Genomic DNA, 16,463 nt, shown 5'->3' with positions numbered 1-16,463 from the left:
AGCCCCAATGTTTAAGGGCTTCACGGTGGCAGTTGTGGCGCTAATTAGTACAGCGCAACTGGATCAATACCTAACCAACGCTCGATACACCGACGCGGCCATGCCTATGCTGCGGCAAATCAGGCACGCGTTCGGGTTTTGAGATTGTCCCCCGGGGCAAATGGCGCACGATGGAAAGCATCTCATGGGCTGATCTCGACGCGAATGAGCAACGCGCTATTGCGGTATTGGGAGCGGGACTTTCTATCGAACTCTGTGACCCCGTTGCTCTCCTAACGTTAAGGCGGCTCGGTCTAGTCGTGGGCTCGCATTTGACGGCTGCTGCGCACGAGTTGCGGAGGGGAGTTGTTTTAAACGAACTCCGGGCGCGTGATTGCAGCTTGAAGGTATGAATGAGGCTTGGGGTACGGGAGATGTCAGGAGCGAGTGGGCTGATCGTGGAGGGATACGTTTCGCTCAAGGACCAGAAGTCTCTCGATGAGCTTCGGATCCAGCGCCGGAAACTTATCACAAACCTCAACGGTGCACCGGGATCGACTGCACGGGTACTATCCGGCAGATCGAGGAGGACATCGTCGTGACAGGCTGGGCTGGCGCGGTTGGACGGGGCGACGAAGGTAATAGCCTCGTGCCTGAACAGCTGACTTGATTTCATCGCTGACCTTGAGAACGCGTTTTCTGCTCTTGCGCCACTTATGTGCAGGGTAAAGCACGGGTACGGCAGAGCCTGTACTTAGAACGAGCAAGTCCCGCTCGTCATTGCGATAGACATCAAACATTTTTGCCCCGCAGTTCGTATGAACTAAACAAGAAATATGTTTCGGTTGTCTCAGTAGGGACGAGCTTAGTATCTCGCTTGGCTGTGCGGGTTGTAAATGTGCAACGTCCGGGAGTTCTTCATCCTGTTCCGGATTAGGAACGAGCGGCGCAAGCTCGGCCGTGAATTTGGAGTTTGATCAAATTCTTGCGCGGCAGTCGAGTGTGAAGAGCCTACTGAATTCCGCCACGGCAGATGCTCGAAATCCCTTGCGATCACTGCGAAGAACGCCTGAAGAACTGACCGTTCTTGCGCCACCGGCCGGGGACGGCGAGTTGATCTGCGCTCGGCACATTGAAATACAAGCTCCACCGAGCCATCGCGGAGCTGGCGCGTGGCTAGCTGATACTGGAGGCCCGTTGGGGATGCACGCCTGGGCGTTGCTCCCGTTGCCCGGATGCCATTGCAAATTCCATGTGAGCTGGGCGTCCTAAAACATGGTCGTTACGGTGCCCGGCTTCGTGCAGCCCGGTTGACTGCCGATGGGGCTGCATTGAAAGAACGGGAGCAGCGCGCGCGGAAGAGTGGATCAAGACAGTCCCGCAGACCGATTACGACCGCGATCGTCGACGTTTGCGCGCCCTTCGGCGTGCGAAAGCGGCAGCGAATGAGCGGCAATTCGGAGAATAATTTCCCGATCGGGATTCGGATTCCATATTCGCGCAGGGCGGCCCTGGAGCGGGCCGCCGCGATGCGGGGCTGTTGGTCGCCTCGTTCGTCGAGTCGCTGGTCGATCGCGCGCTGGCCGAGGCTGAGGCGCAGAAGTCGGCTGCTGGTGGCTAAGCAGAAATCCTCTGCTCAGTCAGAGCATTGCCGGTTTTGACCCAAAGCGGACGTTGGGGGTCTCCGGACCGCCGGCTGCGCCTGTGACAATGTTTGCCAGCGCTGGGCCGTTTGGGAGCCTAGACCCGATTAGCCTATGCTATTGCGCCGTATGTACACTTTGGTACTTAGGAACCTCGTCACGGGGTTCGGTGTGACAAACGACAACGAAGTCGAGCTGCCAAGGCAACAATAATAGCAGCCCCAAGACCCTGGTCCTCGCTGCCCATTTGCGCCGCCCCGCCGCGCGTAGCTCAATCCATGCTGGACACTCGCACCGGCCGGACGGTCCGACTGTATCGATGCCAGTGGCCAGCGCATCTGGGACGATTAGGGCTCCTTAGCAGGCGCGTCCTCTATTCCACCATCCCTTGCGCTAAGCCTAAGCTCGGCTTCGGGGGGAACGACGCGCACGGCATGGCAGCGACGCTCGGGCCCCTCTAGGCGGATGCTTCGTCCAGGTGATGCCCGCTCTCAATTCCGCCTTTGGCGACGCCTGCGTCGTTTGTCAATCTTCTATGCGTGCTGGAACTAACCTGACAAGCGACGGTTGATTGCGCTGCAACAATACTCGGGTTGGAAATTTTCTGCGCGTTCAGGGTGCACTGCATAGATGGCTGCAGCGCCACCGGGATGCGCTCTCCAATACGTCTTGGCGAATAGATGCCGCAATATCGCACGCCCCGCTCCGAAACGTAAACTGCATTTAGCGGGTCACTTGCCGAGTTAGCGAGGAGCTGTGATTAATCCGTCCTTCAAAGCACGAACACAGGAAGAGCTGATTGCTTTACTGAGCGCGGTGGCAACAGCTGTCCTCGCTGCAATGATCGTGATGGTGCTGTATTTCGGTCGAGAGATCATCATTCCGGTCGCGCTGGCTATCTTGTTAAGCTTCGTGCTGGCGCCTCTGGTTGTTCTGCTTCAGCGACTGAGCATTCCGCGTGGGCTGGCCGTTGTTAGCGTGGTCATAATCGCCTTCGCATTCATATTCGCGATGGGTAGTCTGCTTGCCACCCAGTTGGCGCAGCTGGCCGGCGATTTGCCGCGATACCAGTCTACAATCAGCGAGAAGATCCAATCATTTCGCGACACAACCGCGGGACGGGGTACGCTTGAACGTGCATCTGGCATGTTGAAAGACCTGAGCAAGGAACTGGACAAGCCCAAGGAAGGCGCAAGCGCGTTGGCGCCAGGCACAGGCGCCAAAGGAGCAATGCCTAAGCCTCTACCAGTGGAGGTTCTCCAGCCAGATCCCGGTGCGTTAGAAAGTTTGCAAAGCCTGATTTCACCACTACTTCATCCGCTTGCGACTACGGGCATCATTGTCATTTTCGTTATCTTTATTTTGCTTCAGCGCGAGGACCTGCGTAATCGTTTAATCCGTCTGGCGGGTTCGCAGGATCTACATCGGACTACAGCTGCCCTTGATGACGCGGCGCGCCGCCTCAGCCGACTGTTCCTGACGCAGCTGTTGCTGAACGGAAGCTTCGGCATCGTTATTGGAACGGGTCTTTGGCTGATCGGCATTCCAAGCGCGATTCTGTGGGGGATCCTGGCAGCTGTCTTGCGCTTTGTACCGTATATAGGAGCAGTTATTGCCGCCGCGTTCCCTCTCGTTTTGGCAGTTGCCGTTGATCCGACCTGGTCGATGCTGCTGTGGACGGTTGCGCTGTTTATCGTAGTCGAACCGATTGTAGGACATGTTGTCGAACCCATGGTCTATGGACACAGCACCGGTCTCTCACCGGTCGCAGTGGTGGCATCTGCAACGTTCTGGACGGCGCTCTGGGGACCGATTGGCCTCGTCCTGGCCACGCCCCTCACCGTTTGTTTGGTCGTACTAGGACGCCACGTCGAACGCCTGGAATTTCTCGACGTCATGTTTGGTGATCGACCCGCGCTCTCTCCACCCGAGATTTTTTACCAGCGGATGCTTGCTGGAGATCCTACTGAAGCGTCCGAGAAGGCGGAGGAGTTTTTGAAGGAGCGATCCCTAAGCTCCTATTATGACGAGGTCGCTTTGAAAGGATTGCAGCTGGCTCAGGCGGATGCCGAGCGCGGTGCTCTAGATCCGGAGCGTCTTATTAAGATCAAGGATTCTGTCATCGAATTCACGAATAACCTTTCGGAAAGGGATGATCGCCCGCCGCCAAAGAGCAAGCCTACCAACGATGTAGAAGCGGCATCTGCGCTGGAGACCGTGGCTGAAGATGCACCTTTTGAAAATTTGCCGGTCCTCCGCAAGCAAGATCTCCCTTCGCAATGGCAAGGCGAACATCCCGTCTTATGCTTGGCTGGACGCAGTCCGATCGATGAAGCTGCTGCGATTATGCTAGGCCAACTTACGACGGCGCATGGCTTGCCGTCGCGCGTAGAGGGTAGCGAAGCTTTGTCAACGGCGAACCTCTTTCGGCTGGATACCGCCGGCGTAGCGATCGTCTGTATCGTCTACATGGACGCCAATGGCCCGGCTCGCATGCGCTACTCGGTCCGACGTCTTCGTCGCAAATTGCCGGAAGCTACGATCATTTTGGGCTGCTGGATGAGGGACATCGATCCGGCGGTGCTAGAAAATCTTCGGGGAGGAGCGAAAGCCGATTTGGCAGCCGCCAGCCTGGGGGGAGCACTTAAACTATGCATCGAGTCAACAGGCTGGCAAGAATCGCCAACGACCCTTGAAGGTAACGTTTCAACTTCGACGGCAGCTTAGAAGGCGGGCGGCCGGACGCCTACTCATGCGTCAACTTGAATATTGCTTGCCATAGCATAGGCAACAGATTTTTATCGCCAACGTGTCCCTTAGGCGTTACGGCCGTCTAACATTCGTCCACCGGTACGCGGCTTAAGTTTTAGAGTCCCGTTCGACACCTATTGTGCGTCCCCAGCCTAGGTGCCTGCTAACGACCCAAGACGCCAATCTGCACCAAGGGTTTCCAGCATGGGGTGAGATCAGCTCGGCGCTGGCGGAAGCGGAACTCAACGCAGAAGTAGCGCACTACTTCCTATCCTGGTTCGAGCCCAGGCCGGGTCGCCAATCCAGAGGATGTTCATCGCTTCTGCAACAACGCCGACAGCGCCGAACCGTCATTCAAGAACGAAAGCACCTCCCGCGAAGACAGATGCGCGGCGGCCTCCTCGAACGTCTCGCTCACATCCACCCGTGCACGGCCGACCGCAAGGTTGACGTCGACCGTGTCGGGCCGGGCGGCGCGAGGAGGCGGCAACTGAGCGACGTGAAACGCCAGCAGCTCGGGGGCTTCGCGAAGCTGCACCAGAGCGGGTTTGATACCAACCTCCGCCCCAGCGCTCAACTCGTTGGCCCGGCGCAGCACCGCAGGCGGCTCGCGGTCTTCAGGGGTGGCAAAGAGTGTGCCAGGCGCGGGCCTGGCCGTAAGGGCCCCGATGGGTACGGCGAACAGCAGCCCTATGATGACCGGCGACATCCAGAGCAGAAGGGGCAGTGAAAATGCGTATGCGCTTACCGCCATCGCAATACCGCACAAGGTCGGGATGCCGTACTTTCGGTAGAGCTCCCCGCGCTCTACCGTGCTGTCGTCCCGCCTTTGAGTCTGCCAACCCGCGTCGCGCCCGGCCAGAATCTCGACGACCGCGATCGACTGGAAGATCATCATCACCGGTGCCATCAAGGCCGAGACGACGATCTCCGCAAGAACTCCGGCCAAGGCCCGGAATGCGCCGCCGAATTGACGTGACACCGACCGCCGCGTCCAAAGCAAGACCAGGCTGAGCAGCTTTGGCAACAACAGCAGCCCCATGGTGGCGACGAACACCCAGATGGCGAGCACGGGATCCTGGGCCGGCCAAGTCGGAAACAACGAGAAGCCTTTCGGGAAATACTCTGGACGCACGAAACGCGCCTGCAGCGAGATCAACATTCCCAGCAGCAGGAAAAGCAACCACAAAGGCGCAGTGAGATACGCACCGATGCCCACCATGAAATGCAGGCGCGACACCCAATGGAGGCCTCGGGCAGGCACCACGGCCAGATGCTGAAGATTGCCCTGACACCAGCGGCGGTCGCGCGCCGCGAAATCGAGCAGAGAGGGCGGCACCTCTTCGTAGCTTCCGTCCAGCGTCGGCAGCATGTAGATGCCCCATCCGGCCCGCCGCATCAGCGCGGCCTCGACGAAATCGTGGCTAAGGATGTGCCCGCCGAACGGCTTCCGACCCCGAAGCTGCGGCAGCGCGGCCGCTTCGGCGAACGCCCTCACCCGGATGATCGCGTTGTGTCCCCAGTAGTTGCCTTCTGAGCCGTGCCACCAGGCGACGCCGGCCGCGATCAGCGGACCGTACAGGCGGCCCGCGAATTGCTGGACGCGGCTGAATAGACTTCGCGCATTCACGATCATGGGAAGCGTCTGGACGAGCCCCGCCGTCGGATTGGTCTCCAGGGCATGGACCAACCGCACGATGGTCTGCCCGCTCATGAGACTGTCGGCGTCGAGCACGATCATGAAGTCGTACACGCCGCCGAACCGCGTGATCCACTCGGAAATATTGCCGGCTTTGCGCGCGGTGTTGTCGGCGCGGTGACGGTAGTACAGCCGAGGCGTTCCGACGGCATGGCGCAGCGCGAGCAGCGCTTTTTCCTCGGCGACCCAGATGTCCGGATCGGTGCTGTCGCTCAGAACGAACCAGTCGAACAGCTCTCCGTGCGAGGTTGCCTCCAAGGATTCGATGATCGCGCGAAGCCGGGCCGTCAAGCGGTGCGGGTCTTCGTTATAGGTTGGAAGCAGCATGGCGGTGCGGCTTGCGACCACGGGCAGTTCCACACTAGGTGCCGGGTGCGAACGGCTCAGCAGCACAAAGAAGCCTGCCAGCGCGGACGAGAAGGAAAAGGCGACCCAAGCGAGCAGGACCAAGAAAAGGACAAGCACCATGGCTTCGAGAACGGTAACGCCGCCGACCTCCAGCACGCGATACATCTCGTACCCGCCGGCCGCCGTCAGCGCCGCCGTCGAGAGGAGGATGAGGCCGCGCCGCCAAGCCATGGTGGTGGCGACCGGCTCAGGAACTCGGTCCAACGCGCGGCTCTTTCCCAGATCGCCAGGAGCCATCGGAAGCGGAGATTCGCGCGGTAGCAGCCGCTGGGTCGCGATATCGCCGGCGATCGGCCGCGGTGCCGTGCTCAGGGTGCCCATCGGTAGACCCAGACTTCCGACAGCGGCTTGTCGCCTTCGGCCAGAAACGCGCGCAGCTCGATTGGCTCCCCCTTCACTTGGCACTGGAAGCTCAGCCGCCAACCACCGGTGTAAGGATTGGGCTGCGTGACGATGTTCTTCACTTCGGACTTCTCCGCCGTCACCACGCCCTTGACCCCCGCAGGATCGACGCCCTTCAGGCTGTCGCCGACCAGGTCAAGGACGAAGAGGCGCGCGTCCTCGCCCCTCGCCCCGATCCCGCTTCGCGTGAACCTGGCAAGCGAGTGCGCCTTGGGACTGTCCGGCCCCCAATGCAGCCGATAGGTGTAGTTGTGCTCGCCCTTGGATTGCAGCGGATTTTTCGGCCGCCAGAATGCGGCGATGTTGTCGTGGACCTCCTCCTTTGTCGGGATCTCGAACAGCATGACCCCGCCCTCGCCCCAATCTCCAATCGGCTCCATCCAGAGACTTGGGCGTTTTTCGAAGCTGGATTCGATGTCCTGATAGGCGAAGAAGTTTCTCTCCCGCTGCATCAAGCCGAAGCCGCGCGGATTGAGATCCTGAAAGGTGCTGATCTGGAGATCACGGGGATTGCTGAGCGGCCTCCACAGGCTTTCGCCCTTGCCGTTGAAGACCGTAAGCCCGTCGGAATCGTGGACCGATGGGCGGAAATCGTCGATGTCGTTGCGGTCGTTGGGACCGTAGAAGAACATGCTGGTCATCGGCGCGAGCCCGGCCCGCTGCATCTCGACGCGCGGGTAGACCGACATCTCGACGTCGAAGACCGTCGTGTCCCCCGGCCGCACCGTGAACCGGTAGCTCGCTGCGCAGCTCTTGCTGTCGAGCAGAGCGTGGATCACCAGCGAGGTCGCGCCAGGCGCAGGCCGCTCGAGCCAGAAAGCCTTGAAGAGCGGAAACTCCTCGCCCTTGGCCTCGCCGGTATCGATGGAAAGCCCCCGGGCGGAAAGCCCGTACGTCTGTCCTTTGGCGACGGCGCGAAAATAGCTTGCGCCCAGGAAGACGCAGACTTCGTCGTAATAGTCGGCGCGGTTCATCGGCGCGTGTACGCGGAAGCCGGCAAAGCCGAGGTCGGCCTCTTCGAACGTCGGGACCTTCTCGCCGAAGGAGAAATCCGCTTTGCGGTACTTGAGTTCGGTTGCCTTTCCGTCCGCGACCTCGAAGACGGTCACCCTGTTCTTGTAGAAGAAGCCGCGATGGAAGAACTGGGCTTCGAACGGAACATTCTTGCCGCGCCAGAGTGCTCGCTCGGGCAGGTATCGGATCGAACGGTACTGATCGTAGTCGAGGTCCTTCAAGCCGCTCGGCAGCTTCTCGTCCGGCGCCTCGTACGGTTTGCCGGCCAGCTTGCGGGCCAAGTCCCTCACGATGGACGGCCCGAAAGCGTCATCCGACGGGCCCGCAGCGGCGGAGCCGCTTCGCGAGGCGATCAGCAATGCCGGCAGCACCGCCGACCCTTGAACAAGCTGGCGTCGGTTCACGTGCTCTCCTACTCGTTGCTCCTGCCGCGGCCAAGCAAACGACGGTCGCGCTCGCGAGTTCCACTGGTCGGCCACCTCGGCGCGAACGCGAGCGGACGGAGTTGGCGAGGAGAGCAGTCCTTCCCGACGGCGAATGGCTCGCGAGATTCCCACCGGCATGGCTATTCTCCGCCAGCCCGCATGACTTCTTTTGAGAAGCGTTCCCACCCTCTCTGTTATCCTGGGCTTCTGGCTGCTCTCGCTAACCCCAGGCTTCCTGGTTTCATCCGAGGAACTTACCGCCAAGCAGCGCATTTCTTGGGCATCAACGACCCACGGAAGGAAGCGAGATGGCAGAAGGATTCGCGCGGACGGCGGCAGGGGAGATCGTCGAACCATCGGTTGCCGGCGTGTCCTGGGCGGCCGTATTGGCGGGCGCGGCGGCTTCGCTCGCTATTACCCTCGTCCTGCTATCCTTCGGCATGGGCATGGGCTTCGCGGTCGTGTCGCCGTGGGGCAATTCCGGAGTGTCGGCCACGACGTTCAAGATCGGTACCGGTCTTTATTTCATCGTAATGGCAATGTTGTCGTCCGCGATCGGCGGCTATCTTGCCGGACGTCTCCGGACGAAGTGGATCGGCGTCCACACGACCGAGGTCCAGTTCAGGGATACTGCCCATGGCTTTCTGGTCTGGGCCGTCGCGTCCGTGCTCGGAGCGGTGCTGCTTGCCTCGCCTGCCAGCACGCTTCTCGGCAATGCCCTCGGCGGCGCCGCCCAGGGCGCGGCAAGCGCGGCAATTTCCGAACCAATGGCGGGTTACGTCGACACGCTACTGCGTCCCAACGATCCGTCCGCACAGGCACAAGGACAGTCCGATCTGCGGCCGGAGATGGTGCGTTTGTTGACGGCCAGCTTCCGCAGTGGAAGCAATGTGAACGCGAACGACAAGGCCTACATTGCTAAAGTGGTGGCCGCGCGCACTGGCCTCAGCCAGGCCGATGCCGAGAAGCGCGTGAACGACGTCATGACTCAAGCCCAGGCCGACCTCGATGCCGCTCGCAAGGCCGCGATGCAAACGGCCATTTGGCTGACGCTGTCACTGTTTATCGGTGCATTTTCCGCGACCCTCGCCGCCATGGAAGGCGGCGGACTTCGCGACGGGACATGGGGGAAGAAACGCTCCGCGACCGCTCAATCATCACTGGCAAGAAACTGAGGAGGTAGAACCATGCCCATTCTGCTTTGGCTCGTCGGAATTCCGATCCCGCTGATTATCCTGATCATGCTTCTGCGCTGACTACCCGGCTGTCGCGCGCTTTGAGCGCGGTATTGGTGTTTGCCACCCTTTGTTGGCTGCGGGGCCTTCGCTGGAAGCACCTGCGGCTGCGGCGGCGATTGCTAGACCTACACTCGACGTGTTGCCCGCGGCGCCGTCAGGCCTGATTCGGGACCGCAATACCCTCGATCGTCGGAGTGTCTGCTCGCTGGAGTCTATCTTTGGATGCCTGAGCGACTGGGTACATCCTGTACCTGGCAGCTGAGCCAACGCGGTCACTCCCTGATGGAGAGCCGGCCGGGGTCTGCTTGTGGCTCATCGGTGCTGTAGAGGCGCTAGAGTCACGGGTCCGCTAGTAGGGGAAGACCAGAAGTTTATGGGGAAGGGCCTAACTGACGCGATTGACCCAAACCGGACTTCTCGCCGCATTACGCAATTAAGTGCCCGCTGCTAATGTCAGACGCTCCTTTTCGGAGGACGGACAATGCCAACGCAGCAGGATGTTTCCCAACACTATACGCATGGCGATCTGGTCACTGCGATCCGCAAGGGAATTGAGTCGCTAGGAAAAAAGATAGACTCGGTAACTGTCGATGATCTCGCGCCGGTAGATGAATTCCACATTGGCGGCCGTCAGGCTTCTGAAGATTTTCTCGACCAACTCGAGCTTAACCCAGAAAGGCACGCGCTCGACGTTGGATGCGGGCTCGGAGGAGCGGCACGTTTTGCAGCCAGCCGCTACGGCTGCCAGGTGACAGGTATCGATTTGACGCCAGAGTACATTGAGACCGCAAAGGTAGTTTGCGGATGGGTTGGCCTTGACGATCGCGTCTTCCTGCATCAAGGAAGCGCGCTTGCATTGCCTTTTGCCAACGGCAGCTTTGATCGCGCGTATATGCTGCATGTCGGAATGAATATTGATGATAAAATGAAGCTCTGCTCGGAGGTCAATCGAGTCCTAAAAGGTAACTCTCTTTTCGGGATCTACGATGTCATGAGGACCGGCGACGGCGAGCTTACATATCCCGTTCCGTGGGCAACGACGGCTTCGTCCAGCGCGGTGGCCAAGCCCGCCGAATACCGTGACGCGCTACAACAGGCGGGCTTCACAGTGGTTGCCGAACGGAACCGACGCGACTTTGCGCTGGCGTTCTTTGACCAATTGCGTGCCAGGACCGCGGCAGCGGGTGGCCCGCCACCTTTGGGACTTCACATTTTGATGGGCAGGAACACGCCGGATAAGGTTCAGAACATGATTGCGAACATCTCAGGCGGAAAGATCGCGCCCGTCGAATTGATCGCTCGAAAGGTGTAATCGCTGTTTTGAATTCACGTCGCCTTCTGGCCCCTAGCCGACCTTCACGGTGATGCCCGCTGAGGGCCGCTTGTGACCCGACTCCGACATGGCAACGTGTGTCGTCGTGCAGCCGATCAACTCGACTTTACGCCATTGGAGCTTCAAGCTGACGTTCGCCGCGCGCTGCCCGTGGTTAGCTCTTGTGAGTGCACCGAGGTCATCAGGTGCTCATTGGGGTTGCCGGGGAACATGACGTAAGGCGGGGTCGCGTTCTTGACGCCCAGATCGCGCGGATAGGGACTGAGCATCTCACGTGCTGCATCCCCGACAATCATCACGTGCGGGCCCGCCTTGACGACCAAGGCGGGGAGCGAGTCAATTCTCTGATCGTGCGCAGACTCTAGGCAGTAGGCCGGCACATAAGCGTCTGTGAATGGGTGCCTAAATTTTGGTCCAGACAACGTCATCGGCGCAGTGCTATTTTCAGTATCACCGCATGGTCCGTGGCCTTTATCGGTGACTGAGAGCCGAAATGCTCCCGCCTCCTAAGGAATGGAGACGGTTGATGGAAAACGGCTACAGACCTTTTTCGAAGACTGAGCTGACACTCGGGGAGCGCCTTAGGCAAGCCGCGCGTGAGGACATGGATGGTCTCGAAATGCTCAAGCTCATCGAAGAAATCGAGGATGAGATCAGACGACGGGGCTTTTCAGTTCCGAGAGAAGTGTACCGGTGCCGCTGAGGGAGCGGACGGGCCTGGGCTTCAAGACAGCCGCCTGGCGTCCGTATCGATTCACATATGTTCTTGCCGGAGCCAGCATAGTCGGGAAAACTTGGCAATCCGGGGATGCCTGTAACTTTTAGTTCGGATTGTTTGAAACCCGGGAGGGCCGCCTTTGGCGGCCCTTTGTCGTTAAACGCGCTGAAGGGATAGAACTGGCGAGGTCTGCTCTTGAACCTTGCGGACCTTCGACCGTTCACGAGGCGAGCGGTCGTGAGGGCTCGCCCGTGCATTCGATAGTGAGGCCGCCGTCATGGTCCGACCAGCAGCCTGACGAAGCCCTAGCTTCTCATCACACATCAACGAAGATCTTGATGTAGGAAGCACTTCGAATCGGCTCATTAGACCGGTATTTCCGGCCGGACGTTGAGCCTTGCGAGCTCGCGGCGCTCGTCATCCGACAATTGCCAATCCTCGCATTGACTGAAGAGCTGTTGAAAAGCGTCGTGTAGCTTGCTCCGGGCGACCTTGACCATTTCCGTGTCGTCAAATTCACGAGAGTCGAGGAAGATCGGTAAGGTAAAAATGGTTTGATCGCGCTCAAATCGAAACGTCAAACCCATATCCTCACCTCGCTCATTCGGCGAAATCATCTCAATGCGTGCGAGTGTGATTTTGAATTTGCCCATCCATTCAACTCCTGGAATCGCGGGCCAAAAGCGACTTGGGTTTATTGTTCATCAGACGCCTTTTGAGAATTGACTGGCGACAAGATCGTAAGAGCCCCTGCTGCCGCGCACATAAACCTTTGCGGCTGTAGCGCAGATCGCATCGCGATTGCGATCAAACGCATTCAGGAAGTCAGCTTCATCGTGACAGGCACCCGATTGAAGTCGTCTCAAGGCGTCTTCCTCAATGAAGAACGATGCCTCAATCGCACTGTCTGATCCCCAGAAATGCACTGCGCGTCTCGTCCGGTCATAGGAGCGACTTTGATTTGGAAACTCGATCATACGGCGGTCCAATCCAGGTTAGCAGGCGTGTCGTCGTGCGCTGTTCAAAAATCGCTGCTCGGCTGCTGCGATGTCCCTATATGTCGAGAGGCGGGCAAAGCAAACGCTTGTTGCAGCGCAATTGCAATTGGGGACTTGATTGATCCCCGCCGTTGAGCAGCCCTGGGCTGCTCTGATACAATTGGCTTGCAACAAAGGAGTTGCTCGGTCGCGAGCAATGAGGTGACCAGAACCTCAACTGACATCCCAGCGAAGGCATTGGTGCCGCCGATGTAGCTGCCAGATACAGGCGCTATTTGGCGGATATCGCGTGCTACCGCGATGGGAATTAAGTTGAAGCCGCCTAAGCTGCGGTTTGTTGGGTCAAACGTAATCCAGCCTGCTCCCGGTACGAAGATCTCCGCCCACGCATGCGTTGATCCTGTTCCACCGGAGCCCACTCTTTGTTGGTTCGGATTGTAGAGATAGCCAGAAACGATCCTGGCCCCGAAACCCAATACGCGGGCGGCCTCAGTGAACAGCACCGCCAGATCCCGGCATGAGCCCCAGCCGCGGCTCAAAGTCTCCAGCGGCGTCTGTGTACCCTCCTCGTCACGGCTCTGATATCGAGCTGCTTCAGAAACGCCAACGCTTAGGTCCTTGAGCAGCGCTAATGTGTCAGTCTGGCTTCCGCAAACAAACATTTGTTCCCAGTTTCGCAAAGTCCCTACGGTGTCTGGGAACTGCGGAATGGCCAAAGCACCTAGATCAGTCCAATCATGATCGGAATAAAGGAAGGGGTAGGATGCTGCCGAGACCGCGATGTCAAAAATGGGCCATTCAACTGACGCGAGCTCAAGCTTTGCAACGCTGGAGATCACCAAGTTGCTGGCTTTCACCGAAAACTGCGTTCCCGAACACATCACTGGCCCAGGTCAAGACCGCATCAGGCGATGTGGAAGAAGGCTTACTGGCTCGTTGAAGCGGTAAGTCGTCCTATGCTGAATTTCCAACGTGATCAAGGACAACTCCGCTGGCAGCAACGCTGATGTCCTAGTTGGCCATCCAATGCAGACAGGCTTCTATGTAAGGCTGCGGGAATAAAACACCAGATGGGCCGAAGTGGACATGTCGTTCTGCTCCCCTTCGGCGAACGCCTGAATTGGTCCGCTTGTGACCCGAAGCCGACCTCGGTTGCCCTGGGTGTTGGCGGTTGGTCTCAGGGCCGGATGGCCCTCGATCCGCGAGCCCTGGAGTCGATGAGAAGATCGGAAAAAAGCCGTGGTCTCCCTAGGATTGTCTCAACCGCCAATCGGTGCTTAGAGCAAGTGGCATGATGCAGGTGAAATTCACCTTCTAGATCGAAAAGTCGAGGTTTGGTCGGGCGCCAAGTTCGACGGTTCAGTGCAGCGTCCGGACCGCGGCCTCATCGATAGCCGCCATCACGTCCGAAGTTGCCGACTGGTGGATCATGTGTCCTGCCCCGGCAACACGCCGCAGGGAGCTCTGCTTGAGTTCATCGTGCAGCCTGGCCGATTGCTTGTCGATATCGATCAGCCGATCGCCTTCCCCTGCGATGATGACCGTCGGCATCTTCAGTCCACCATAACCCTTCGATGCTACGAAGGCGGACGGCACCATCATTGAAGCCTCCGCGGCGGCAGCGCGCATCTGTGACGGCCTCACGCTCATTTCCATGGGAAAGCCGGCGAATTTCTGGGGGACTTGGCTCGGTCCGAACATCTTGCGCAACATCGTCGGCCACATCAGGCGCCCCGCAATCGGCGATAAAGTGTAGCTGAGGATATCGCCGAGCCCCGGCAAAGCCGACGGCAAAGAGGTCGCTGCGTCGGTGCGGGCGGAGGGATAGTAGTACCCGGATGCGAGCACCAGTGCTTCTACCAACGAGGGATGCCTCGTGGCTAGTGCCAACGCGACCGCCGCTCCCCAAGAATGTCCGAGAACGATGGCGCGCTCGACCCCGAGGCGCTCAAGCGCCTTCCTGAACAGATCCGCCTGCACCGCCGGTGTCCAGACGACGTCCCGGGGGCGCGAGCTATGTCCGAAGCCGGGGCGATCGACCACGATCGTCCTATACGTTTTGGCTGCCAGATCGATTAGGCCGCTCGATTCGAAGTCCTGAATCATGCTGCCGTTGCCATGAAAGAGAACGAGCGGCCGACCGCTGCCGCGCTCCACATAGTGAAGCCGAACCCCGTCGATCTCAATGAACTGCCCCTTGGGCGGATTATCGCGCTGCGCCTTCTTGGCAAGCTGCCGGTTTATGAGGGCCGTCGCGGCCAGAACGACAGCTGCTACTGCGGCAATCGTAATGACGGGTTGCCTACGCAACGAAGCCTTGCGCTCAAATTGGAACGGTCGTGACGGTAGGCGGTCTCGGTTCGGAGCCATGTGCAACACCTCTGAATGGTCTGCACGATGCCCCAGGACAGTGAGAAATGTTGCAGGGGTTTAGAACAACAGCGTCGTAGCTTCGTTCCACAAAGTGGGACATTTGACGCCCCGCCTACCTCCTGAGGTTCCATGAACCAAAAAGACTGGTTCGCCGAAGCATTCGGCGCAGTAATCCCGAAAGAACTGAGTTAGGCTTGGTCCAAGCGGAGCAAGCGATGGTGCAGATTTGAGCAATCCGGACGCTAAGGACCCTGGCCAACGCCATAAGCGCCTAGCGGATTTCATCCGCAACAACCAATCCGCCATCATCGAGGAATGGATCGATTTTGCGCGGACGCGTTCACCGGCGAGCGAGGGGATGTCGAAGCTCGCGCTCAAAGACCACATCGTCGATATTCTCAGGTTCATCGCCACGGACCTGGAGTCTCCTCAAACGCCGGCCGAACAGGTCGACAAGTCGCGCGGCATGGACGTCGGAGACGGATTGTTTCGCAAGAGCGCGGCAGAGATACACGCGGCCCTCCGCCTTGCGGACGGCTTCGACATCGATCAAATGGTCTCGGAATATCGAGCCTTGCGGGCGAGCGTGATCAAGCAATGGGTGGCGCACCACAGGAGACTTGAAAGCACCGATCTGGCGGATCTGACCCGGTTCAACGAAGCGATCGATCAGGCTGTGACGGAGTCGGTCGCCCACTACACCAAAACGATCAATAACTCCCGAAACCTGTTTCTGGGCATCCTCGGCCACGATCTGCGGAACCCGATAGGCGCCGCTTCCATGGCAGCGCAATGGATGAAGCGGTCTGGGACATCGGATCCCAAGCAGGCCAAAGTGGTCTCCGATCTCGTCCGGACTACGGACCGTGCGACGCGAATTCTGGATGATCTCCTCGATCTCGCCCGCTCATCTTTCGGAACCGACATCCCGGTCGCAAAGTCCCAAACCGACATGGCGTCGCTATGTCACGCAATCGCCGACGAACTGCGAAGCGTCAACGAAAAGCAAACTCTCACAGTCACTCAGGAAGGCGATCCAAATGGGCTTTGGGACCCGGCAAGAATGGGACAGGTGCTGTCCAACCTGATGGGCAACGCGGTCCAATACAGCGACGGAATGAGACCCGTCTCGGTGACGATATCCGGCAACGATCCCCTCACTTTGGTCGTGAGCGTTCACAATTTCGGTCCTGCCATACCTGCTGAAAGCCAAAGGGCGATTTTCCAGTCGTGGATGCGTGGCCAAGTGCAGGACTTGGGGGACCGCGCCCATCTCGGGCTCGGCCTCTACATCGCGAGGCTGATCGTTGAAGCCCATGGCGGCGAGATCGCCGTCACTTCCGACGAAAAGACCGGCACAACGTTCACAATTCAACTTCCTCGCACCTAACTGCTCGCGGGTTTTCCGGCCAAACGCAACTGCTTGATCTTTAGGAACAATATCTTGGTAACTCGCTTGCCAGCGTGGAGGATTGCACTGGA

At 59.1% G+C, this 16,463-nt stretch carries 11 protein-coding genes and 1 pseudogene; 5 read left to right on the top strand and 7 right to left on the bottom strand.

Annotation, left to right across the window (positions count from 1 at the left end):
- Window positions 1–548: 548 nt before the first annotated feature.
- Window positions 549–779: a hypothetical protein gene (locus IVB26_RS40165; RefSeq protein ID WP_247973898.1), complete on the bottom strand. Its 231-nt coding sequence runs from the start codon at window positions 777–779 to the stop codon at window positions 549–551.
- Between the two features lie 1,599 nt (window positions 780–2,378).
- Here IVB26_RS40165 and IVB26_RS40160 point away from each other — a divergent pair.
- Complete coding sequence (locus tag IVB26_RS40160) at window positions 2,379–4,349, top strand: AI-2E family transporter (protein ID WP_247973897.1); 1,971 nt, start codon at window positions 2,379–2,381, stop codon at window positions 4,347–4,349.
- 337 nt (window positions 4,350–4,686) lie between these two features.
- On the opposite strand, the gene mdoH is transcribed toward IVB26_RS40160, so the two are convergent.
- On the bottom strand, window positions 4,687–6,801 hold the full coding sequence (mdoH, locus tag IVB26_RS40155; RefSeq protein ID WP_247973896.1) for a glucans biosynthesis glucosyltransferase MdoH: 2,115 nt from the start codon (window positions 6,799–6,801) through the stop codon (window positions 4,687–4,689).
- Window positions 6,789–8,300, bottom strand: coding sequence for a glucan biosynthesis protein G (locus IVB26_RS40150; RefSeq protein ID WP_247973895.1), 1,512 nt, complete (start codon window positions 8,298–8,300; stop codon window positions 6,789–6,791). The genes mdoH and IVB26_RS40150 overlap by 13 nt, the downstream gene beginning before the upstream one ends.
- Window positions 8,301–8,629: 329 nt before the next feature.
- On the opposite strand from IVB26_RS40150, the gene IVB26_RS40145 reads away from it, so the two are divergent.
- The 3 genes from IVB26_RS40145 (at window position 8,630) to IVB26_RS40135 (ending at window position 11,595) form a co-directional block, all read left to right on the top strand.
- Window positions 8,630–9,496, top strand: coding sequence for a hypothetical protein (locus tag IVB26_RS40145; protein WP_247973894.1), 867 nt, complete (start codon window positions 8,630–8,632; stop codon window positions 9,494–9,496).
- A 544-nt stretch (window positions 9,497–10,040) separates the two neighbouring features.
- Window positions 10,041–10,871 carry a class I SAM-dependent methyltransferase gene (locus IVB26_RS40140; protein WP_247973893.1) on the top strand — a complete coding sequence of 277 codons (831 nt, stop codon included), beginning with the start codon at window positions 10,041–10,043 and terminating at the stop codon, window positions 10,869–10,871.
- A 547-nt stretch (window positions 10,872–11,418) separates the two neighbouring features.
- Window positions 11,419–11,595, top strand: a complete 177-nt coding sequence (locus tag IVB26_RS40135) for a hypothetical protein (RefSeq protein WP_247973892.1) — start codon at window positions 11,419–11,421, stop codon at window positions 11,593–11,595.
- Window positions 11,596–11,975: 380 nt separating this feature from the next.
- On the opposite strand, the gene IVB26_RS40130 is transcribed toward IVB26_RS40135, so the two are convergent.
- From IVB26_RS40130 to IVB26_RS40115, 4 genes and pseudogenes are all read right to left on the bottom strand, one after another.
- On the bottom strand, window positions 11,976–12,263 hold the full coding sequence (locus tag IVB26_RS40130; RefSeq protein ID WP_247973891.1) for a hypothetical protein: 288 nt from the start codon (window positions 12,261–12,263) through the stop codon (window positions 11,976–11,978).
- Between the two features lie 51 nt (window positions 12,264–12,314).
- Window positions 12,315–12,587, bottom strand: coding sequence for a DUF1488 family protein (locus IVB26_RS40125; protein WP_247973890.1), 273 nt, complete (start codon window positions 12,585–12,587; stop codon window positions 12,315–12,317).
- 218 nt (window positions 12,588–12,805) lie between these two features.
- A pseudogene (locus tag IVB26_RS40120) lies at window positions 12,806–13,588 on the bottom strand (transglutaminase family protein); the annotation flags it as partial.
- Between the two features lie 379 nt (window positions 13,589–13,967).
- Complete coding sequence (locus IVB26_RS40115; RefSeq protein WP_458309398.1) at window positions 13,968–14,870, bottom strand: alpha/beta fold hydrolase; 903 nt, start codon at window positions 14,868–14,870, stop codon at window positions 13,968–13,970.
- Window positions 14,871–15,207: 337 nt separating this feature from the next.
- Between IVB26_RS40115 and IVB26_RS40110 the strand changes: the two genes are divergently transcribed.
- A complete protein-coding gene (locus IVB26_RS40110; RefSeq protein ID WP_247973888.1) occupies window positions 15,208–16,371 on the top strand; it encodes a sensor histidine kinase in 1,164 nt (387 codons plus the stop codon).
- Window positions 16,372–16,463: the final 92 nt, after the last annotated feature.

The organism is Bradyrhizobium sp. 195, from assembly GCF_023101665.1.
Classification (GTDB): domain Bacteria; phylum Pseudomonadota; class Alphaproteobacteria; order Rhizobiales; family Xanthobacteraceae; genus Bradyrhizobium.
Note: the sequence above shows the minus strand (reverse complement) of the source record. Positions and strands in the feature narration are given on the sequence as shown.

Bases quoted from the DNA above. Each gene is read 5' to 3' on its own strand.
- IVB26_RS40165 (WP_247973898.1), bottom strand. From the start codon at position 779: ATGTTTGATGTCTATCGCAATGACGAGCGGGACTTGCTCGTTCTAAGT.
- mdoH (WP_247973896.1), bottom strand. From the start codon at position 6,801: ATGGGCACCCTGAGCACGGCACCGCGGCCGATCGCCGGCGATATCGCG.
- IVB26_RS40145 (WP_247973894.1), top strand. From the start codon at position 8,630: ATGGCAGAAGGATTCGCGCGGACGGCGGCAGGGGAGATCGTCGAACCA.
- IVB26_RS40140 (WP_247973893.1), top strand. From the start codon at position 10,041: ATGCCAACGCAGCAGGATGTTTCCCAACACTATACGCATGGCGATCTG.
- IVB26_RS40135 (WP_247973892.1), top strand. From the start codon at position 11,419: ATGGAAAACGGCTACAGACCTTTTTCGAAGACTGAGCTGACACTCGGG.
- IVB26_RS40130 (WP_247973891.1), bottom strand. From the start codon at position 12,263: ATGGGCAAATTCAAAATCACACTCGCACGCATTGAGATGATTTCGCCG.
- IVB26_RS40125 (WP_247973890.1), bottom strand. From the start codon at position 12,587: ATGATCGAGTTTCCAAATCAAAGTCGCTCCTATGACCGGACGAGACGC.